Here is a 20238-nt window from a genome sequence, read left to right on the forward strand (position 1 = left end):
AAAAAGATAAGTCTAATCTCTGACATTTCGGCGATCCGAAATGCCGGACCCCCCGCCCCGCCCCTCCACCCGACCCCACCCCTAACCCCCCCCCCCTTCCCCGGACGGGAAGGGCGGGCGCTCGGCGTTTCCGTGGCGTTCGCCACCGGCGTCCGCGCCGACGGACAAGCCCGGCATCAGGCCGGGATCGGCTGGACGCCGTTCGTCCGCGCGGTACGGCGGTGGGACGCCCGGACGGCCGGTGACGCGTGGATCACCGTGTCGAGAACCGAGCCCGCCTCCGCCGCCTGGAACCGGGAGTTCAGAAACCCCCGCCGAAGTCGCCTCCGCCACCGAAACCACCGCCGCCGAAGTCGCCTCCGCCACCGAAGTCGCCACCGAAGTCCCCGGAGTCGAAGTCGGCCCCGGAGACGTCGCCGCCACCGTAGCCGCCGAAGTCGCCGTAACCGGCGCCGTAGTCGGACGCGTAGCCGGGGCCGGCCATCATGCCGCCGAGCATGGTGCCGACGAGCAGGCCGGGCAGTAGACCGCCGCCGAAGTAGCCGCCGGCCCAGGGGCCGTAGGCGGGGCCCGCCTCGTAATAGGGCCGGCGTCCGTAGTCGGTGTCGACCTCACGGACCGCGGGGTCGACACCGTCGGCCAGGCGGGCGCGGTCGGCCGCACACACGGGGACCTCGCGCTCGGCACCGCCCGGGGGTGTCCAGATGGCGTCGGCGACCGAAGGGCCGTGCCGCGGGTCGAAGAAGCAGGGCGGCCGGCGCTCCGGCAGCGGGCGTCCGTCGCGGCGGGCGTCGAGCCGGGCCAGGGCGAAGCGGCCGTCTTCCACGGCCTGGGTGACGGCCCGGACGTCCTCCGGTTTACGGGCCGCGGCCATGTGCGACTTGGACTGCTCGTAGGCGTCCAGCGCGTGCTCGTAGTCCGCGCGCATCGCATCGTCCGCGCCGGGTTCGCCGGGGTGGAAGTCGAGGCGGTCGAGTTCCTCGCCGAACGCGGTGATGTCCTCGTCGACCACCACCCGCAGCTTCTCCAGCGCGGCCCGCTGCTCGTCCTCGTGGCGGCGCCGGTTTCGGCGGGACAGGGCGTACACGCCCGCGCCGCCGGCCGCCAGCACCGCGCCGACGGTGATCAGCCCGCCGACCGGGACCTCGCCGGACCCCTCGGTCCAGGAACCGGGAGCCCCTCCGCCGGTGTTGCGCAGGGCACTGTCGACGAAGTCGTTCAGCTGGGCCTTGGCGTCCCCGGCGCCCTGCACGGAGCTGACCAGGTTCCGCACGCCCTGCCGGCTCAGCACACTGCTGTCGGCGCGCGCGTCGAACTCGTCGCCGAGCCGGACGCCGTACAGACCGGTGATGCCGGTCTCCGTGCGCAGGTTCCCGAAGAGGTTCCGGGTCGGCTGGTCCGCCGGGAGGACCACGACGAAGACCGGTTTGTCGGCGTCCTCGATCTTGTCGGCGAGCGCCTCGGCGTCGGACCGCGCGAGGATGTCCTCGGCCTCGGGGTCGACGTAGACGGGGCTCTCGCGGAGTTTCTCGGCGATGACCGAGATGTCCGTGGCCGCCTGCGCCCCCGGCGCACCGGCCATCAGGACCGCCAGAACGGCGGCCACCGGCACGATCAGCAGGCGTACGAAAGTACGCGTCAGCGCGACCCTCATACCTACGAAGTTACCCGAACCGGTCCGGAAACGGACATCCGGGCCGGCAGAGGTTTGGCGACGCCTCTGCCGGGACCAGGTGACCGGGCGGATGACCGGGCGGATGACCGGGACCGGATGAAGGGCTCCTACGCCGCCGGTTCCACACCGGCCCGCAGCAGCCCGTACGTGTACGCGTCCTCCAGTGCCTGCCAGGACGCGGCGATGACGTTCTCCGCGACGCCCACCGTCGACCACTCCCCCGCCCCGTCGGAGGTGGAGATCAGTACCCTGGTCGTCGACTGCGTGCCGTGCTTGCCCTCGAGGATGCGGACCTTGTAGTCGACCAGCTCCAGCTTGGCCAGCTGGGGGTAGATCCTCTCCAGGGCGACCCGCAGGGAACGGTCCAGGGCGTTGACCGGGCCGTTGCCCTCCGCGGTGGCGACGATGCGCTCGCTCTTGGCCCACAGCTTGACGGTGGCCTCGTTGGCGTGGCTGCCGTCGGGGCGGTCCTCGACGATCGCGCGCCAGGACTCGACCTCGAAGTACTTCAGCGGCCTGCCCTCGGCCTCCGCGCGGAGCAGCAGCTCGAAGGAGGCGTCGGCGGCCTCGTACGTGTAGCCCTCGAGCTCGCGCTCCTTGACCCGCCCCACGACGCGGCCGACCAGTTCGCGGTCGCCGCCGAGGTCGATGCCGAGCTCCTTGCCCTTGAGCTCGATCGAGGCACGGCCGGCCATGTCGGACACCAGCATGCGCATGGTGTTACCGACCTGTTCGGGGTCGATGTGCTGGTACAGGTCGGGGTCGACCTTGATCGCGGACGCGTGCAGGCCCGCCTTGTGCGCGAAGGCGGAGACGCCGACGTACGGCTGGTGGGTGGAGGGGGTCAGGTTGACGACCTCGGCGATGGCGTGCGAGATGCGGGTCATCTCGCGCAGGCGGCCTTCGGGGAGGACCTTCTTGCCGTACTTCAGCTCCAGGGCCGCCACGACCGGGAACAGGTTGGCGTTGCCGACCCGCTCGCCGTAGCCGTTGGCGGTGCACTGGACGTGGGTGGCGCCCGCGTCGACGGCGGCGAGGGTGTTGGCGACCGCGCAGCCGGTGTCGTCCTGGGCGTGGATGCCGAGCCGGGCACCGGTGTCGGCGAGCACCGTGGCGACCACGGCCTGGATCTGCGCGGGGAGCATGCCGCCGTTGGTGTCGCACAGGACGACGACGTCGGCGCCGGCCTCGGAGGCGGCGCGGACGACCGACTTCGCGTACTCGGGGTTGGCGCGGTAGCCGTCAAAGAAGTGTTCGCAGTCGACGAAGACGCGGCGGCCCTGCCCCTTGAGGAAGGACACCGTGTCGCGGACCATCGCCAGGTTCTCGTCGAGGGTGGTGCGCAGGGCAAGCTCGACATGGCGGTCGTGGGACTTCGCGACCAGCGTGATCACCTGCGCGCCGGAGTCGAGCAGCGCCTTGACCTGCGGGTCCTGCTCCGCTGTGGTGCCCGCGCGGCGGGTGGCGCCGAAGGCGACCAGCGCCGCGTGCCGGAACTCGATCTCCTGCCGGGCGCGGGCGAAGAACTCGGTGTCCCGGGGGTTCGCGCCGGGCCAGCCGCCCTCGATGAAGCCCACACCGAACTCGTCCAGGTGCCGTGCGATGGCCAGCTTGTCGGCGACGGTGAGGTTGATGCCCTCGCGCTGGGCGCCGTCACGCAGGGTGGTGTCGAAGACGTGGAACGAGTCGTCGGGCTCGCTGGTTGCGGTCATGGTCTGAAGGCTCCTGATTTGATCTCGGTCTACCGGAATGACCGGTTCCACCGTTCCCCCATGGTCCCTCACGCTCATCCCCCGGCCGTGGTGGGGCCAGGAAACAGAAAAACCTCTCGCGGGTGCGAGAGGTCTGCGCGCGGGTCGAGGACGACGGTGTCCGCCCGTACCGTGTCGTACGTGCGGTCACTGCGGACCGGCGCGCCTGCTGCCAATAATCGTGGCGAACGAGAGCACGGGGGGAAGTGTGACACAAGCCGCCCTCGTGCTCACGATCCGTCTCAGGATGCGGGCGGTGGGTGTTCGGCGCGGGCGTCGGTCGAAGCCGTCGGAGTGCCGTGGCGCCTCCCTCGGCCGCCTCCGCGGAGGCGGCGACGCGGTCCTCGACAACCTGCCCGCACCGACGCCTACGCCTACGCCTACGCCTACGCCAGCTTGTGCATCCAGCCGTGCCGGTCCTCGGCCGTACCCCGCTGGATGTCGAGCAGTGCCTGGCGCAGACGGAGCGTGACCTCACCGGGCTCGCCCCCGCTCTGCTGCCACTGCGCGCCGTGCCGCTTCACGGTGCCGACCGGGGTGATCACGGCCGCCGTACCGCAGGCGAACACCTCGGTGAGGCTGCCGTTCTCCGAGTCGCGCTGCCACTGCTCGACGGAGACCCGCTCCTCGACCGCCTCGTAGCCGAGGTCACGGGCGACGGCGAGGAGGGAGTCACGGGTGACGCCCTCCAGGATGGAACCGGTGAGGGTGGGGGTGATGATCTTGTCCCCGTACACGAAGTAGAGGTTCATGCCGCCCAGTTCCTCGACCCACGCGTGCTCCACGGCGTCGAGGTAGCAGACCTGGTCGCAGCCCTTGGCGGCCGCCTCGGCCTGGGCGAGCAGGGAGGCCGCGTAGTTGCCGCCGGTCTTCGCGTCGCCCATGCCGCCGGGGACGGCGCGGACGCGGTCCTCCGAAACCCAGATGGAGACCGGCTTCACGCCACCCGGGAAGTAGGCGCCGGCCGGGGAGGCGATGACCAGGAACAGATACTCGTTGGCGGGCTTCACACCCAGCCCGACCTCAGTCGCGATCATGAACGGGCGCAGGTAGAGCGACTCCTCGCCGCCGTGCGCCGGCACCCATGCCTTGTCCTGGGTGACAAGGGCGTCGCACGCCTCGATGAAGGTCTCGACCGGCAGCTCGGGCATGGCGAGACGGCGGGCGGAACGCTGGAAGCGCTCGGCGTTCTTCTCGGGGCGGAAGGTGGCGACGGAACCGTCGGGCCGACGGTAGGCCTTCAGACCCTCGAAGATCTCCTGCGCGTAGTGCAGCACGGTGGTCGCCGGGTCGAGGGAGATCGGCGCGTACGGGACGAGCTGACCGTCGTGCCAGCCACGGCCCTCGGTCCACTTGATCGTCACCATGTGGTCGGTGAAGTGGCGGCCGAAGCCGGGGCTGGCAAGGATCGCCTCGCGCTCCGCATCCATGAGCGGGTGGGCCGAGGGCTTGAGCTCGATCGTGGGCGTCGTCATGAGTGGTTGTCCTTCACCGGTTGTAGTGACGGGCCGCGCACACGCCCGTACGGCCGGTGGCCAGTACTTGGACGTCCGAGCATTCCCTCATTCCGCGGCTCCGCGTTCGATTATCGCCCGGGGGCGGCGGCGGAAGAAACGGGGTGAATGCGGCCCGGTGGTCGATGGTGGCACCCGGCGGGGACAGGGGGAAGCCGCCGGGCGCGGATGCGACCCGGCGGCTTCGAAGGTTTTCGAGGTGGCGCGCCGGGTCAGCCGGCTACTCGCGCGGCGAGGGCGTCGCCGATCTCCGAGGTGCTGCGGGCGGGCAGGGCACCGCGCTCCGCGAGGTCGGCGGAGACGGCGTCCTCGATGCGGGCGGCCTCGGCGTCGTGGCCGAGGTGGCGCAGGAGGAGGGCTACGGACAGGACCGTGGCGCTGGGGTCGGCCTTGCCCTGGCCGGCGATGTCCGGGGCCGAGCCGTGCACCGGCTCGAACATGGACGGGTACGCGCCGGAGGGGTTGATGTTCCCGCTCGCGGCGACGCCGATGCCGCCGGAGACGGCCGCGGCGAGGTCGGTGATGATGTCGCCGAAGAGGTTGTCGGTGACGATGACGTCGAAGCGGGCCGGGTCGGTGACGAGGTAGATCGTCGCGGCGTCGACGTGGATGTAGTCGGTGGTGACCTCGGGGAACTCCTCGGCCACCTGGTGGAAGACGTTCGTCCACAGATGGCCGGCGAAGGCCAGCACGTTGTTCTTGTGGACCAGCGTGAGCTTCTTGCGCGGGCGTGACTGGGCGCGGGCGAAGGCGTCGCGGACCACGCGCTCGACACCGAAGGCCGTGTTGACGGAGACCTCGGTGGCGACCTCGTGCGGCGTGCCCTTGCGGATGGTGCCGCCGTTGCCCGTGTACGGGCCCTCGGTGCCCTCGCGGACCACGACGAAGTCGATCTCGGGCTGCCCGGCGAGCGGGGTGGCGACGCCCGGGAGGAGCTTCGACGGCCTCAGGTTGACGTGGTGGTCGAAGGCGAAGCGGAGCTTGAGCAGGAAGCCGCGCTCGAGGACACCGGACGGGACGCTCGGGTCGCCGATGGCGCCGAGCAGGATGGCGTCGTGCCGCTTCAGCTCGTCGAGGTCGGCGTCGGTGAGGGTCTCACCGGTGGCGTGGTAGCGCCGGGCGCCGAAGTCGTAGTCCTTGGTCTCCAGCTTCACATCCTGCGGGAGGACGGCGGAGAGGACCTTCAGGCCTTCGGCCACGACCTCCTGGCCGATGCCGTCACCGGGGATCACTGCGAGATTGATGCTGCGAGACATGCGGGCACCCTACTCCTCGTCCCACGGGATGACATACGGCGTCCGGCATGCGGACGCCATGCGCGTGTCAGTGGCCGGTCGAGCCGCCGTTGTCCCGGCGGTCGAGGGCGCGCTGGAGGGCGGCCGCGGCGTTCTTGCGGTCGGATTCGCTCGTGCGGGAGGTGTGGCGGACGCGGCGGCGGACGGTCGTCTCGGCCATGGGGCATCGACTCCTTCGGCATGACTGGAGTACGGAAAGAAGGGGGTTACGAGACGCCGGATGGGCGGGGAGCGACGGCCGCAGGGATTGCCTGCACGGGGCCTGCTCACAACCGCCATTCGCTTGGTCGAGCGAGGCGTTCGGCTCCTACAAAGCTAAGGGAGCCCGGCACATCTGTCTGCACAATTACTCGGACTTCCTACTATCTGAGACTGCACCCCCGGATCCGTACGCACACGACTACGGCGACCCCCGCCGTCGGACTCTTCGTCCCCGCGGAAGCCCGCGCCGTCCAGCGGGACGTCTCCCCGCGGGCCCACCCCTGAACACACCGGGGCCAGGCCGTCGAGGACGGCCTGGCCCCGGTCGGGCACGCGCGAGGTCAGCCCATGTGCGGGTAGGTGTAGTCGGTCGGCGCGACCAGCGTCTCCTTGATGGCGCGGGTCAGCGTCCAGCGCATCAGGTTCTGCGGAGCGCCGGCCTTGTCGTTGGTGCCGGAGGCTCGGCCACCGCCGAAGGGCTGCTGGCCGACGACGGCTCCGGTCGACTTGTCGTTGATGTAGAAGTTGCCGGCCGCGTAGCGCAGCTTCTCCATCGTGTACGCCGCCGCCGCCCGGTCACCCGCGATGACCGAGCCGGTGAGGGCGTAGTCGGACACCGCCTCCATCTGGGTCAGCATCTCGTCGTACTTGTCGGCCGAGCTGTCGTCGTAGACGTACACGGCGAGGATCGGGCCGAAGTACTCGGTGCGGAACACCTCGTTCTCCGGGTCGGAGCACTCGACGACCGTCGGGCGGACGAAGTAGCCGACCGAGTCGTCGTAGGAGCCGCCCGCGACGATCGTGCAGGACGCGTCCTCCTTGGCGCGGTCGATCGCGGCCTTGTTCTTGGCGAAGGACCGCTCGTCGATGACGGCGCCGATGAAGTTCGACAAGTCGGTGACGTCACCCATGGTGAGGTAGTCGACCTCGGCGGCGAACTCCTCCTTGAAGCCGTCGTTCCAGATGGACGCCGGGATGTAGGCACGGGAGGTGGCGCTGCACTTCTGGCCCTGGTACTCGAAGGCACCGCGGGTCAGGGCGGTCTTGAGCACGGCGCGGTCGGCGCTCGGATGGGCGACCAGGAAGTCCTTGCCGCCGGTCTCGCCGACCAGGCGCGGGTAGGTGCGGTACTTCTCGATGTTGTTGCCGACCGTCTTCCACAGGTGCTGGAAGGTCTTGGTCGAGCCGGTGAAGTGAATGCCCGCCAGGTCCCGGTGCTCCAGGGCGACCTTGGAGACCTCGATGCCGTCACCCGTGACGAGGTTGATCACGCCCTTGGGCAGACCCGCCTCCTCCAGCAGCCGCATCAGCAGCACGGCGGCGTGGGTCTGCGTCGGGGACGGCTTCCAGAGCACCACATTGCCCATCAGCGCCGGGGCAGTGGGCAGATTGGCCGCGATCGCGCTGAAGTTGAAGGGCGTGATCGCGTAGACGAAGCCCTCCAGCGGGCGGTGGTCCATGCGGTTCCACACGCCCGGCGAGTTGGCCGGCGGCTGCTCGGCGAGGATGCCCCGGGCGTAGTGGACGTTGAAACGCCAGAAGTCGATCAGCTCACAGGGGCTGTCGATCTCGGCCTGCTGCGCGGTCTTGGACTGGCCCAGCATGGTGGAGGCGGCGATGGTCTCCCGCCAGGGGCCGGACAGCAGTTCGGCGGCGCGCAGGATGATCGCCGCGCGGTCGTCGAAGGCCATCGCACGCCAGCCGGGCGCGGCGGCGAGGGCCGCGTCGATGGCGTCCTGGGCATCCGCTTGCGTGGCGTTGGCGTAGGTGCCCAGGCGTGCCTTGTGGTGGTGCGGCTGCACGACGTCGAAGCGCTCGCCGCCGCCCATCCGCTGCTCGCCGCCGATGGTGCAGGGGAGATCGATCGGGTTGTCGGCCAGCTCCTTGAGCTTGGCCTCCAGCCGGGCACGCTCGGGCGTCCCGGGGGCGTAGCCGTGCACCGGCTCGTTGACGGGGGTGGGGACCTGGGTCACAGCGTCCATGGGTGGCGTATCTCCTTGTCGTGAGCGGTGTGGTGTCGGCCCTTGGTGATCATGCTGCGGGCGGAGAACCTGAGGCCGACCGGTGTCTTGGCCGGACGGCGCGTGCTGCGCCTGCCCGGGGGCGTTCCCCGGACCGCCGGCCGGGGCCGCAGCTGCGGCACAGCCGCCTCGTCTCAGTCATGACTCATCACACTTCGCAGGAAGAAGCCCAGATTCGCGGGCCTCTCCGCCAGACGGCGCATGAAGTAGCCGTACCAGTCGGTGCCGTAGGCCGTGTAGACGCGCATGCGGTGGCCCTCGGCGGCCAGTCGCAGGTGCTCGTCGCCGCGGATGCCGTAGAGCATCTGGAACTCGTACTCGTCGGGCTTTCGCCCGGCGGTGCGGGCCAGCTCCTGGGCGATGGAGATCAGGCGCGGGTCGTGGGACCCGATCATCGGGTAGCCCTCGCCCTCCATCAGCGTCCGCAGGATGCGCACGTACGCCTTGTCGATCGCGTGCCTCTGCTGGTGGGCGACCTCGGCGGGCTCCTTGTAGGCGCCCTTCACCAACCGTACGCGACTGCCGGCCGCGGCGAGGCGGCGCGCGTCCTCCTCGGTGCGGAAGAGGTAGGCCTGGACGACGCAGCCGGTCCCCGGCACGTCTTTGCGCAGCTCCTCGTGGATGGCGAACATCGAGTCGAGGGTGGTGTGGTCCTCCGCGTCCAGCGTGACCGTGGTGCCGATCGCGGCGGCGGCCTCGACGACCGGACGGACGTTGGCGAGTGCAAGCTCATGACCGCCGGGAAGCGCCTGCCCGAACATCGACAGCTTCACCGACATCTCGACGCGGCCGCCGAGCTCCAGCGGCTCGAGGCGGTCGACCAGTTCCAGGTACGCGTCCCGCGCGGCGGCGGCCTGTTCGGGGGTGGTGATGTCCTCGCCGACGACGTCCATCGTGAGTTCCAGGCCGCTGCCGGTGAGCTCCTGGATGATCGGCAGGACCTCGCCGACGCTCTCACCGGGGATGAAACGGTCGACGACCTGCTTGGTCACCGGGGCCGCCGAGATCAGGCGTCGCATCCGGTCGCTGCGCGACGCGGCAAGAATCACGGGACCCAGCACGGGGCACCTCCACAGCTGCATGAGGCCGTCGCCCGACCTTTCGGGAACGGCACGGAGAACCACCGTGAAACCTAAGGATGACCCCGATCGTGGGCCATCGACAGCTGTCACGCATCCGTGCGGCAGATCTCAGACAGATGTATGAAGGGTGCCGGGTTTTGCGGCAGAATGCCCGGGTGACGTCGGAATACAGGGATGACTACCAGGAGCTGGTGGACGAGATGTCGGAGCTGCTCGGCGCTCCGGCGACCCTGGAGAACCGAGACTTCGAGCTGATCGTCTTCGGGGCGTACGACAGCGAGGGCGATCTGGATCCGTCCGCGCTGGACCCGGTGCGCACCCGCTCGATCCTGACCCGCCGTTCGACGGCCGCGGTCCGCGCCTGGTTCGAGGGCTTCGGCATCACGCGGGCGACCGGTCCGGTCCGCATCCCCCGCACCCCGGAGGCGGGCGTGCACCGGGGGCGCATCTGTCTGCCGGTACGCCACCGGGGTGTCGTCCTCGGTTATGTCTGGCTGCTCGACTACGACCCGGGACCGTCCCGGCAGCAGTTGGACGCGGCCATGCGGGTGACGGCGCGGATCGGGGCGCTGCTCGCGGACGAGGCGCAGCACGGCGCCGATCTCACGCGCGAACTGCGGGCGGTGCTGACCGCCGAGCGGGACTGGCAGCGGGAGATGGCCGTCGCCGAGCTGCGTACCGCCCTGGGCAACCGCGCCGACGGCCCGCACACCGTGGTCTGTGTCGCCCCCTGGCCCTCCACCGACCCGGACGACGCCCCGTCGGTCCGTACGGTGCCGGGGGCGACGGCGCTGTGCACCCTGCCGTGGGGTGATGGGAGTACCTCGCACGCCCCTGAGCCGGTGGAGGAGGGCCTGTCCCTGGCCCTCCTGATCCGGCTGCGCTCGACGGACGTACCGACCCCGGCGATGACGGCGGCGTCCAGGCTGCTGGAGCAGGCGCGAGATCGGGACAGTGGTCCAGGCGGCCGGGGCGGCCCTGCGCCGGCCGCCGGGATCGCCGCGCCCCGCGCGGGTCTCGCCGAGCTGGGCTCGGCGTGGGCGGAGGCGTCGGCCTCGGCACGGGCGGCGCTGGCCGAACCCCGGCTGGGGCCGGTCGCCCAGTGGGCGTCGATCGGTCCCTTCCGTCTGCTGACCGCGCTGTCCCCCGGGGCCGCCCACGACCCCGCCGTCCGCCCGCTGCTCTCCCCCTCCCAGACCGAACTGGCCCGCACCGCCGAGATCTACCTGGACTGCGCCGGCCAGGCGGGCCGCGCGGCCGCCGAACTGGGCATCCACCGCCAGACGCTCTACTACCGCCTGTCGCGGATCGAGCAGCTCACGGGTCTGGACCTGGACGACGGCGAGGACCGTCTGCTGCTGCACATGGCGCTCAAGGCGCACCGTCTGCGGCGGCTGCCTCGATCGCCCGGCGGAGGCCGACGGTGAGCTGCTCGCCGTCGGGCGCCGACTTCGGATCGAAGCTCCACTGGGCGATGAGGCCCGTCATCAGGGTCACGTAGAACATGCCGAGGGTGTCCACGGTCTCGTCGGACACGTCCTCGTCCCGGCCTCCCATCAGCAGCGGGACCAGACCGCGTCCGGCCTCACGCTGTGCCGCCGCCAGGTGGTCGCGCACCTCGGGCAGCCGGTCCCCGAGGGCCAGAGCCTCCATACTGAGCCGCCACGCCGAGCCGGGCTCCTTCACGATGGGCGCTCTGGGCGACCGCATCGGCCGCCGCAGGGTGCGGTGCTCCTCCTCGGGGCGGCAGGGCTGGCGGCCGCGGGCCTGCGGCGCATGGGGGTGCCTCCGGAGGCACCCACGGAAAACGCCGAACAGGCTGACACACTCAGCCCGTCCGGCGTGTGAGGACGAGCCCGTTCAGGGCGAACGGGGGTCCGGGGGCAGAGCCCCCGGCACTCTCAGACCAGGTTGACGGAGCGGGCGGAGGTCGCCCCGATCTCCGCCGACAGCTCACCCAGCACCGCGGTGGACACGGTGTCGTCGACCGTGAGCACGGCGAGCGCCTCGCCGCCGACCGTCGCGCGGGCGACCTGCATGCCGGCGATGTTGATGCCCGCCTCGCCCAGGACGCGGCCCACGGCGCCGACGACGCCCGGACGGTCCTCGTAGCGCAGGACGACCATGTGGTCGGCGAGCGCGAGATCCACGTCGTACTCGCCGACCGCGACGATCTTCTGGACGTGCTTGGGGCCGGCCAGCGTGCCGGAGACCGAGATCTCCTCGCCGTCGGAGAGGGTTCCGCGCACGGTGACGACATTGCGGTGGTCGGCCGACTCCGAACTGGTGGTCAGCCGGACCTCGACGCCGCGCTCCTGCGCGAACAGCGGGGCGTTGACATAGGACACCGTCTCGTCGACGACGTCCTCGAAGACGCCCTTGAGCGCCGACAGCTCCAGCACCTTCACATCGTGCTGGGTGATCTCGCCGTACACCTCGACGTCGAGGCGGACCGCGACCTCACCGGCGAGCGCGGTGAAGATCCGACCGAGGCGCTCGGCGAGCGGCAGGCCCGGCTTGACGTCCTCGGCGATGACCCCGCCCTGCACGTTCACCGCGTCCGGGACCAGCTCACCGGCGAGCGCGAGGCGCACCGAGCGGGCGACGGCGATACCGGCCTTCTCCTGGGCCTCGTCGGTGGAGGCACCCAGGTGCGGCGTGCAGACGACCTGGTCGAACTCGAACAGCGGGGAGTCGGTGCACGGCTCCTTGGCGTACACGTCGAGACCGGCGCCGGCGACGCGGCCCTCCTTGAGCGCCGCGTACAGCGCCTCCTCGTCGACGATGCCGCCGCGCGCGGCGTTGATGACGCGCACGCTCGGCTTGACCTTGCGCAGCGCCTCGTCGCCGATCAGACCGAGGGTCTCGGGGGTCTTGGGCAGGTGGACGGTGATGAAGTCGGAGACCTCGAGCAGCTCGTCGAGGGACAGCACCTTCACGCCCATCTGCGCGGCACGCGCGGGCTGTACGTAGGGGTCGTAGGCGACGACCTTCATGCCGAAGGCGGACATGCGCTGCGCGACGAGCGCACCGATGCGGCCCAGACCCACGACACCGAGGGTCTTCTCGGCCAGCTCGACGCCCGTGTACTTGCTGCGCTTCCACTCGCCGTTCTTGAGGGCGGCGTTGGCCTGCGGGATGTTGCGCGCGGTGGCGACGATCAGACCGCAGGCGAGTTCGGCGGCGGTCACGATGTTGGAGGTGGGGGCGTTGACGACCATCACGCCGGCCTTGGTGGCGGCGGAGACGTCGACGTTGTCGAGGCCGACGCCGGCACGGGCGACGACCTTGAGCCTGTTCGCGGCGGCGATCGCCTCGGCGTCGACCTTGGTGGCCGAGCGGATCAGGATCGCGTCCACCTCGGCGATGGCCGGCAGCAGCTCGGCGCGGTCCGCGCCGTTGCACTGGCGGATCTCGAAGTCCGGCCCGAGGGCGTCGACGGTGGCGGGCGACAGCTCTTCAGCGATGAGTACGACGGGTTTCGAGCTCACGTTAGTCCTCACAAGTCCAATGCGGACGGCCGTCCCGACGGCCGCAGGCGGTGAAGAAGTGCTAGCCGCGTGGAAGACGCACGACGCTGTGGGCCTGACGCGTTTGTTGAACAGCAGTCTAGTGGCGCCTGGCGAGTCGTCCTGCGCCTCTGCGGAATGATCACCCGGAAGTGGCGGTAGGCAGAACCGGCCCCCTGGCGGTCCCCACGCCTACAAGGGTAGGGGGAGTTTCGAGGAGCGGGGTCCGGGGCAAGCCCCGCGACGGCGCCCGGAACCGGCGGCACCGTCGCGGAGCGCATCCGCTTACGCCTCCTCGTCGACCCAGCTCATGAGCTTGCGCAGCTCCTTGCCGGTGGTCTCCAGCAGGTGCTCGGAGTCCTGCTTCTTGTACTCGTTGTACTTCTTCAGACCGCCGTGGTACTCGTCCATCCACTGCCTCGCGAACGTGCCGTCCTGGATCTCGGCGAGGACCTTCTTCATCTCGGCCTTGGTGGCGTCGGTGATGATGCGCGGGCCGGTGACGTAGTCGCCCCACTCGGCGGTCTCGGAGATCGACCAGCGCATCTTCTCCAGGCCGCCCTCGTACATGAGGTCCACGATCAGCTTCAGCTCGTGCAGGCACTCGAAGTAGGCGATCTCCGGCTGGTAGCCGGCCTCGGTCAGCGTCTCGAAGCCCGCCTTGACCAGCGCCGCCGTGCCACCGCAGAGGACGGCCTGCTCGCCGAACAGGTCGGTCTCGGTCTCCTCGGTGAAGGTGGTCTTGATGACTCCGGCCCGGGTGCCCCCGATGCCCTTGGCGTACGACAGGGCCAGCGCGAAGGCGTTGCCCGTGGCGTCCTGCTCGACGGCCGCGATGCAGGGAACGCCGCGGCCCTCCTCGTACTGACGGCGCACCAGGTGGCCCGGGCCCTTGGGGGCGACCATGCAGACGTCCACGCCGGCCGGGGGCTTGATGAAGCCGTAGCGGATGTTCAGGCCGTGGCCGAAGAACAGGGCGTCGCCGTCCTTCAGGTTGTCCTTGATGTGCTCCTCGTAGACCTGGGCCTGGATCGGGTCCGGAACGAGGATCATGATGACGTCGGCCTCGGCGGCGGCCTCGGCCGGGCCCACCACGCGCAGGCCCTGCTCCTCGGCCTTGGCCTTGGACCCCGAGCCCTCGTGCAGGCCGACGCGCACGTCGACGCCGGAGTCGCGCAGCGACAGGGCGTGGGCGTGGCCCTGGCTGCCGTAACCGATGACCGCGACCTTGCGGCCCTGGATGATGGACAGGTCGGCGTCGGCGTCGTAGAACAGCTCGGCCACTTTGGGTTCTCTCCTTGAGTGCAGGTGTTGCGTCCCACCGTATGACGGTTGGGGGAGGGGACGTTTCGGAGTCTCGGAATACGGGCGGCCGGTGTCGCGGCCGACCACCCGTTCGCTGTCCTACGCCGACCGGTCCAGGGCGCGCAGCGACCGGTCCGTGATCGAGCGGGCGCCTCGTCCGATCGCGATCGTTCCGGACTGGACGAGCTCCTTGATGCCGAACGGCTCCAGCATCTTGAGCATGGCGGACAGCTTGTCGCTGCTGCCGGTGGCCTCGATGGTCACGGCTTCCGGGGAGACGTCCACCGTCTTGGCGCGGAACAGCTGGACGATCTCGACGATCTGGGAACGCGTCTCGTTGTCGGCGCGCACCTTCACCAGAACGAGTTCGCGCTGGACGGCGTGCCCCGGTTCGAGCTCGACGATCTTCAGCACGTTGACGAGCTTGTTGAGCTGCTTGGTCACCTGCTCCAGCGGGAACTCGTCGACGCTCACCACGATGGTGATGCGGGAGATGTCGGGGTGCTCGGTGACACCGACGGCGAGTGAGTCGATGTTGAAGCCGCGGCGGGAGAACAGGGCGGCGATCCGGGCCAGAATGCCGGGGGTGTTCTCCACCAGGACGGAGAGCGTGTGCTTGGACATGATCTGCTTTCCTTTACGGCTCTCAGTCGTCTTCGTTGTCGCCGAAGTCGGGGCGGACGTCCCGGGCGGCCATGATCTCGTCGTTGGAGGTCCCGGCGGCGACCATCGGCCACACCATCGCGTCCTCGTGGACGATGAAGTCCACGACGACCGGGCGGTCGTTGATCGAGTTCGCCTCCTCGATGACCTTGTCGAGGTCGGCGGGGTTCTCGCAGCGGATCGCGTAGCAGCCCATGGCCTCCGACAGCCTCACGAAGTCGGGGACGCGGGTGCCGGCGCTCTTCTCGGTCGTGTCCGCTCCGGGACCCGAGTGCAGCACCGTGTTGGAGTACCGCTGGTTGTAGAAGAGGGTCTGCCACTGGCGGACCATCCCGAGGGCGCCGTTGTTGATGATGGCGACCTTGATCGGGATGTTGTTCAGGGCGCAGGTGGTGAGTTCCTGGTTGGTCATCTGGAAGCAGCCGTCGCCGTCGATCGCCCAGACCGCGCGGTCCGGCACACCGGCCTTGGCGCCCATGGCGGCCGGGACCGCGTAGCCCATGGTTCCGGCGCCGCCGGAGTTCAGCCAGGTGGCGGGCTTGTCGTACTGGATGAAGTGCGCGGCCCACATCTGGTGCTGGCCGACACCGGCCGCGAAGACGGTGCCCTCGGGCGCCAGCTGCCCGATGCGCTCGATGACCTGTTGCGGGGAGAGCGAGCCGTCCCCGGGCTGGTCGTAACCGAGCGGGTAGGTCTCACGCCAGCGGTTCAGGTCCTTCCACCAGGCGGTGTAGTCGCCGCGGTTGCCCTCGGTGTGCTCCTTGTGGACGGCCTGGATGAGGTCGGCGAGGACCTCACGGGCGTCACCGACGATCGGCACGTCGGCGGCGCGGTTCTTGCCGATCTCCGCCGGGTCGATGTCGGCGTGGACGATCTTGGCGTACGGGGCGAAGCTGTCCAGCTTGCCGGTGACGCGGTCGTCGAAGCGGGCTCCGAGGGCGACGATCAGGTCGGCCTTCTGCAGCGCGGTGACGGCGGTGACCGCACCGTGCATGCCCGGCATTCCCACGTGCAGCTCGTGACTGTCGGGGAATGCGCCGAGTCCCATCAGGGTGGTGGTGACGGGAGCTCCGGTGAGTTCCGCGAGGACCTTCAGCTCGGCGGTGGCGCGGGCCTTGATGACGCCGCCGCCGACGTAGAGGACCGGCCGCTTGGCGGCGGTGATCAGCTTGGCGGCCTCGCGGATCTGCTTGGCGTGCGGCTTGGTGACGGGCCGGTAGCCGGGCAGGTCCATGGTGGGCGGCCAGGAGAAGGTCGTCCTCGCCTGGAGGGCGTCCTTGGCGATGTCGACCAGCACCGGGCCGGGGCGGCCGGTGGAGGCGATGTGGAACGCCTGCGCGATCACCCGCGGGATGTCCTCGGCCTTGGTGACCAGGAAGTTGTGCTTGGTGATCGGCATGGTGATGCCGACGATGTCCGCTTCCTGGAAGGCGTCCGTGCCGATCGCCTTGGAGGCGACCTGACCGGTGATCGCGACCATCGGCACGGAGTCCATGTGCGCGTCGGCGATCGGGGTGACCAGGTTGGTGGCCCCGGGCCCGGAGGTCGCCATGCAGACCCCCACCCTGCCGGTGGCCTGCGCGTAACCCGTGGCCGCGTGGCCGGCGCCCTGCTCGTGCCGGACCAGGACGTGACGCACCCGGGTGGAGTCCATCAGCGGGTCGTAGGCGGGAAGGATCGCGCCGCCGGGAATGCCGAATACCGTGTCGGCGCCGACCTCCTCGAGAGAGCGAATGAGGGACTGCGCACCCGTGACGTGCTCGACAGGGGTGGACTGTCCTCCGGATCGGGGCCGGGGCTGCGGGTGATGGGCCCCGGTGGCCTGCTCGGTCATCGGCATTCTCTTCTCGATGCTGAGGGTTTTTGCGACGTTTCTGCGGGTTACGCGTGCTGCTCGGCAGGTGCCTGTGCAACAAAAAACCCCTCGTGCCAAAAGGCAAGCGAGGGGAAGCGCGTCGGGTGGTGGTCGCTGAGCGATCAGGGCTCAGCGTCAGCCGACGCGCTGTCCAAGTACGAGAATTCGGGTGCGCATGGATCTGACCCTCCCCCCGGCGCACACCCACTGTCAAGTGGGTGGGACGGGAGTCTCACGATGTGAGCGGAGTGCCGTACCACCTTTGAGGACGGCGGTCACACCGGTGGAGTACACGCCCGGCCCCCCGCCGACGAAAACGGGCTCGGACGGTCCGTGCGGTACCAAACGGTGTCCGGCGGCCAGCGCCCTGCGCAGCCGGTACTCGTCCAGCGGCCCGGAGAAGGCCATGCCCTGCCCGTGCGTACAGCCCATGGCGCGCAGGGCCAGGGCCTGCTCGGGCAGGTCCACGCCCACGGCCACGGAGTGCATCCCGAGGTCGGAGGCGATGCGCAGCAGCCCACCGGTGATCTTGTGCAGCCGCGCGGACTCCATGACGCCGTCGATCAGACTGCGGTCGAGCTTGAGTATGTCGACGGGGAGCCGTCTGAGGGCCGTGATCGCGGCGGAACCACCTCCGAACCCGTCGAGCGCGATCCGGACACCGAGCCGCTTGAGCACGGTCAGCCGGTGCTCCAGTTCGTCGAGCGGAACCCGGGGGTCGGTGTCGGCAAGCTCGACGACCAGGGAGCCGGACGGCAGCCCGTGCCGGGTGAGCAGGGCCTCGATCGAGCCCAGCGGCAGGGACCGGTCCAACAGCCGGCGTGCGCTCAGCCGGACGGCCACGGGCACGGGCAGGCCGGTCGCGTGCCGTTCGGCGGCCTGCTCGACGGCCTCCTCCAGCACCCATCGGCCCAGCTCGGCGGTCTTCTCGCTGTCCTCGGCCACCCGCAGGAACTCCGCGGGCGTGAAAAGCACCCCCTGGGACGAGCGCCAGCGCGCCTGGGCGCAGACGGACGTGATCCGGCCGTCCGCCAGACACACCACCGGCTGGTGGAGCAGGGCGAACTCACCGTGGTGCAGTGCCGCACGCAGCCGCGTGGCCAGTTCCGCCTTGCGGATGACGTCCTGCTGCATGTGCGGCTCGTACAACTCCACCCGGCCCTTGCCCGCCGCCTTGGCCCGGTACATGGCGAGGTCGGCGTTGCGCAGCAACTCGCCTGCTCCGACGCCCGGTTCGGCGAAGGCCACACCGATCGAGGCGTTGACCCGGACATCGTTGCCGTCGATGACGTAGGGCTGGGACAGGGTCACTCTGAGGCGGTCGGCGAGCTCCAGCATGTGCCGCTCCCGGGCCTCCCGGTCACGGACGCCGTCCCCGGCGATCAGGGCAGCGAACTCGTCGCCGCCCAGCCGGGAGGCGGTGTCGCCCTTGCGGACCGCGTCCTGGAGCCTGCGGGCGGCCTGGACGAGCAGTTCGTCCCCGGCCTGGTGCCCGATGGTGTCGTTGACGCCCTTGAAGCCGTCGAGGTCGATGAAGAGCACCGCCGTGCCCTTGAGGGCGGCCCCGCGGTCGGAGGCACGGCGGCCGGACAGCGCCTGCTGGACGCGCCGGGTGAACAGGGCGCGGTTGGGCAGGTCGGTGAGCGGGTCGTGCTCCGCGTTGTGCTGGAGCTGCGCCTGGAGCCGCACCCTCTCGGTCACGTCACGGCTGTTGAAGATGAGGCCGCCGTGGTGCCGGTTGACGGTCGACTCGACGTTGAGCCATCCTCCCCCGCTCTCGGCTTCTCCCCCACTCCCGGCTCCGCTCGAGCGGGGGGACCCCCCTGAGCGGGAAGTGCCCCCACCGCCGGAGCGGAAGCGGCACTCGATGCGGGTCGTTGGTTCCTCGACCGGGTCGGCGGCGAGGAAGCGGCGCACCTCGTGCACGACGCGGCCCAGGTCCTCCGGGTGGATGAGACCGGCCAGTTCCGTCCCCACGAGGTCCTCCGCGGGGCGACCGTACACACCTGCGGCGGCCGGGGAGACGTAGCGGAGGATGCCACTGGGCGCGGCGATCATGATGACGTCGCTGGAGCCCTGCACCAGGGAGCGGAAGTGGTTCTCCTTCTGCGCCAGTTCCTGGGTGAGGGTGATGTTGTCCAACAGCATGATGCCCTGGCGCACGACGAGCGCGAGCACCACGGTGCCCCCGGTGATCAGCACGACACGGTCCACACTGCGACCGTTCAGGACGTTGTAGAGGATCCCCAGGGTGCACACGGCCGCGGCGAGGTACGGCGTGAGCGCGGCGAGGGAGCCTGCGATGGGCCGGGAGAGCGGATACCGGCCGGGCTCGCCGCCGGGCGCCGACGGGGGGTGGTGGTCCGGTCCGCCGCGCCGCCCCGGCAGGTGCTCGCGGACCACGCGGGTGTGCCCCTCGCACTCGGGCGGTCCGCCGCGGGGCGCGGTCCAGGGGGCGTAGGCCAGGAGCAGCGAGCCGGCGAACCAGCCGGCGTCGAGCAGTTGTCCTGAGCGGTAACCGGCGTGCAGCAGCGGGGAGGTGAACAGGGCGTCGCACATCACGGTCAGCGCGAGCGCGCCGATCGCGGTGTTGACCGCGGACCGGTTCACCGCGGAACGCCGGAAGTGGAGCGCGAGCACCATGCTGACCAGGGCGATGTCGAGCAGCGGGTACGCCAGCGACAGCGCGGTGTGCGCGACGCCCGGGCCCTCGGCCTGGGCGGCCTGCGCGAGGGCCAGGCTCCACGCGAGTGTCAGCAGGGAGCCGCCGATCAGCCAGGCGTCCAGGGCGAGACAGACCCAGCCGGCCTTGGTCACGGGCCGTTTGGCGAGCACCAGCAGTCCCACGATCGCGGGCGGCGCGAAGCACAGGAAGAACAGGTCCGCATAGCTGGGACTGGGCACCGCGATGCCCAGCACGACCTCGTACCACCCCCAGACCAGGTTGCCCAGGGAGGCCATGACCGAGGAGAGGGCGAACAGCGTCCAGGCGGGTCGAAACCGGGTACGAGGGCGGCGGGCGTAGACGAAGCAGGAGACGGCCGCGGCACCGGCGGCGGCGCTCAGCCCGAAGTCACCCATGATCAGTGCGAGTTGCTCCGAGCCCCAGCCGAGCGCGGCACCGATGGCGTAGGCCCCGCAGACGAGGGCCAGGACGAGTTGCGCGACCGGGCCGGCCCGGTGGCCGGCGACCGGCACGTCGGGCAGCGCCGCCCGCCCGGCGGGCGGCGGGCGCAGCGCTCCGTCGAGGGTCGACGTGGGGGTGGGCGCGCTCACCGGTTCCTCCCGGTCCGCGCCGCTCCCGGATCCCTCGGCCCCCGGTGCACCGGGTGGGCATGCCTCCTGGGGCCGGCATGCCGGTGGTACA

The 20238-nt window shown here is 70.5% G+C and carries 13 protein-coding genes and 1 pseudogene; 1 reads left to right on the forward strand and 13 read right to left on the reverse strand.

Annotated elements, in window-relative coordinates:
* Window positions 1-301: 301 nt before the first annotated feature.
* The 7 genes from ACZ5C2_RS20375 to ACZ5C2_RS20405 form a co-directional block, all read right to left on the reverse strand.
* Entirely contained in the window at window positions 302-1654 is a 1353-nt protein-coding gene (locus ACZ5C2_RS20375) for a hypothetical protein (RefSeq protein ID WP_468792886.1), read from the reverse strand.
* A gap of 128 nt (window positions 1655-1782) precedes the next feature.
* On the reverse strand, window positions 1783-3387 hold the full coding sequence (gene cimA / locus ACZ5C2_RS20380) for a citramalate synthase (protein WP_468792889.1): 1605 nt from the start codon (window positions 3385-3387) through the stop codon (window positions 1783-1785).
* 425 nt (window positions 3388-3812) lie between these two features.
* A complete protein-coding gene (locus ACZ5C2_RS20385; RefSeq protein ID WP_468792892.1) occupies window positions 3813-4901 on the reverse strand; it encodes a branched-chain amino acid aminotransferase in 1089 nt (362 codons plus the stop codon).
* Window positions 4902-5152: 251 nt separating this feature from the next.
* On the reverse strand, window positions 5153-6196 hold the full coding sequence (locus ACZ5C2_RS20390; protein WP_468792894.1) for a 3-isopropylmalate dehydrogenase: 1044 nt from the start codon (window positions 6194-6196) through the stop codon (window positions 5153-5155).
* Between the two features lie 67 nt (window positions 6197-6263).
* Window positions 6264-6395, reverse strand: a complete 132-nt coding sequence (locus ACZ5C2_RS20395; RefSeq protein ID WP_106982032.1) for a hypothetical protein — start codon at window positions 6393-6395, stop codon at window positions 6264-6266.
* A gap of 382 nt (window positions 6396-6777) precedes the next feature.
* A complete protein-coding gene (gene pruA / locus ACZ5C2_RS20400) occupies window positions 6778-8418 on the reverse strand; it encodes an L-glutamate gamma-semialdehyde dehydrogenase (RefSeq protein WP_468792897.1) in 1641 nt (546 codons plus the stop codon).
* A 173-nt stretch (window positions 8419-8591) separates the two neighbouring features.
* Window positions 8592-9518 (reverse strand): proline dehydrogenase family protein, encoded by a 927-nt coding sequence (locus ACZ5C2_RS20405; RefSeq protein WP_468792899.1) that lies wholly within the window; start codon window positions 9516-9518, stop codon window positions 8592-8594.
* Between the two features lie 137 nt (window positions 9519-9655).
* Here ACZ5C2_RS20405 and ACZ5C2_RS20410 point away from each other — a divergent pair, with 137 nt between their 5' ends.
* Complete coding sequence (locus ACZ5C2_RS20410) at window positions 9656-10966, forward strand: helix-turn-helix domain-containing protein (protein WP_468792902.1); 1311 nt, start codon at window positions 9656-9658, stop codon at window positions 10964-10966.
* Here ACZ5C2_RS20410 and ACZ5C2_RS20415 read toward each other — a convergent pair.
* The 6 genes and pseudogenes from ACZ5C2_RS20415 to ACZ5C2_RS20440 all read right to left on the reverse strand — a co-directional run.
* Window positions 10911-11225: pseudogene (locus ACZ5C2_RS20415) on the reverse strand (TetR/AcrR family transcriptional regulator); the annotation flags it as partial. The gene ACZ5C2_RS20410 and the pseudogene ACZ5C2_RS20415 overlap by 56 nt on opposite strands.
* 215 nt (window positions 11226-11440) lie before the next feature.
* A complete protein-coding gene (serA, locus tag ACZ5C2_RS20420) occupies window positions 11441-13030 on the reverse strand; it encodes a phosphoglycerate dehydrogenase (RefSeq protein ID WP_468792904.1) in 1590 nt (529 codons plus the stop codon).
* 303 nt (window positions 13031-13333) lie between these two features.
* Complete coding sequence (gene ilvC, locus ACZ5C2_RS20425) at window positions 13334-14332, reverse strand: ketol-acid reductoisomerase (RefSeq protein ID WP_468792907.1); 999 nt, start codon at window positions 14330-14332, stop codon at window positions 13334-13336.
* A 120-nt stretch (window positions 14333-14452) separates the two neighbouring features.
* On the reverse strand, window positions 14453-14977 hold the full coding sequence (ilvN, locus tag ACZ5C2_RS20430; RefSeq protein ID WP_024888027.1) for an acetolactate synthase small subunit: 525 nt from the start codon (window positions 14975-14977) through the stop codon (window positions 14453-14455).
* 22 nt (window positions 14978-14999) lie between these two features.
* Window positions 15000-16856, reverse strand: coding sequence for an acetolactate synthase large subunit (locus tag ACZ5C2_RS20435; RefSeq protein WP_468792909.1), 1857 nt, complete (start codon window positions 16854-16856; stop codon window positions 15000-15002).
* A gap of 225 nt (window positions 16857-17081) precedes the next feature.
* The gene (locus tag ACZ5C2_RS20440) at window positions 17082-20147 is read right to left on the reverse strand and encodes a putative bifunctional diguanylate cyclase/phosphodiesterase (RefSeq protein ID WP_468792911.1); all 3066 of its coding nucleotides are present in this window, start codon (window positions 20145-20147) and stop codon (window positions 17082-17084) included.
* Window positions 20148-20238: the final 91 nt, after the last annotated feature.

This window comes from Streptomyces sp. NPDC031365 (genome assembly GCF_055569765.1).

Excerpts from the sequence above, each read along its gene's own strand:
- ACZ5C2_RS20375 (WP_468792886.1), bottom strand. The coding sequence starts at position 1,654 with ATGAGGGTCGCGCTGACGCGTACTTTCGTACGCCTGCTGATCGTGCCG.
- cimA (WP_468792889.1), bottom strand. The coding sequence starts at position 3,387 with ATGACCGCAACCAGCGAGCCCGACGACTCGTTCCACGTCTTCGACACC.
- ACZ5C2_RS20385 (WP_468792892.1), bottom strand. The coding sequence starts at position 4,901 with ATGACGACGCCCACGATCGAGCTCAAGCCCTCGGCCCACCCGCTCATG.
- ACZ5C2_RS20390 (WP_468792894.1), bottom strand. The coding sequence starts at position 6,196 with ATGTCTCGCAGCATCAATCTCGCAGTGATCCCCGGTGACGGCATCGGC.
- ACZ5C2_RS20395 (WP_106982032.1), bottom strand. The coding sequence starts at position 6,395 with ATGGCCGAGACGACCGTCCGCCGCCGCGTCCGCCACACCTCCCGCACG.
- pruA (WP_468792897.1), bottom strand. The coding sequence starts at position 8,418 with ATGGACGCTGTGACCCAGGTCCCCACCCCCGTCAACGAGCCGGTGCAC.
- ACZ5C2_RS20410 (WP_468792902.1), top strand. The coding sequence starts at position 9,656 with ATGTATGAAGGGTGCCGGGTTTTGCGGCAGAATGCCCGGGTGACGTCG.
- ilvN (WP_024888027.1), bottom strand. The coding sequence starts at position 14,977 with ATGTCCAAGCACACGCTCTCCGTCCTGGTGGAGAACACCCCCGGCATT.
- ACZ5C2_RS20435 (WP_468792909.1), bottom strand. The coding sequence starts at position 16,856 with ATGCCGATGACCGAGCAGGCCACCGGGGCCCATCACCCGCAGCCCCGG.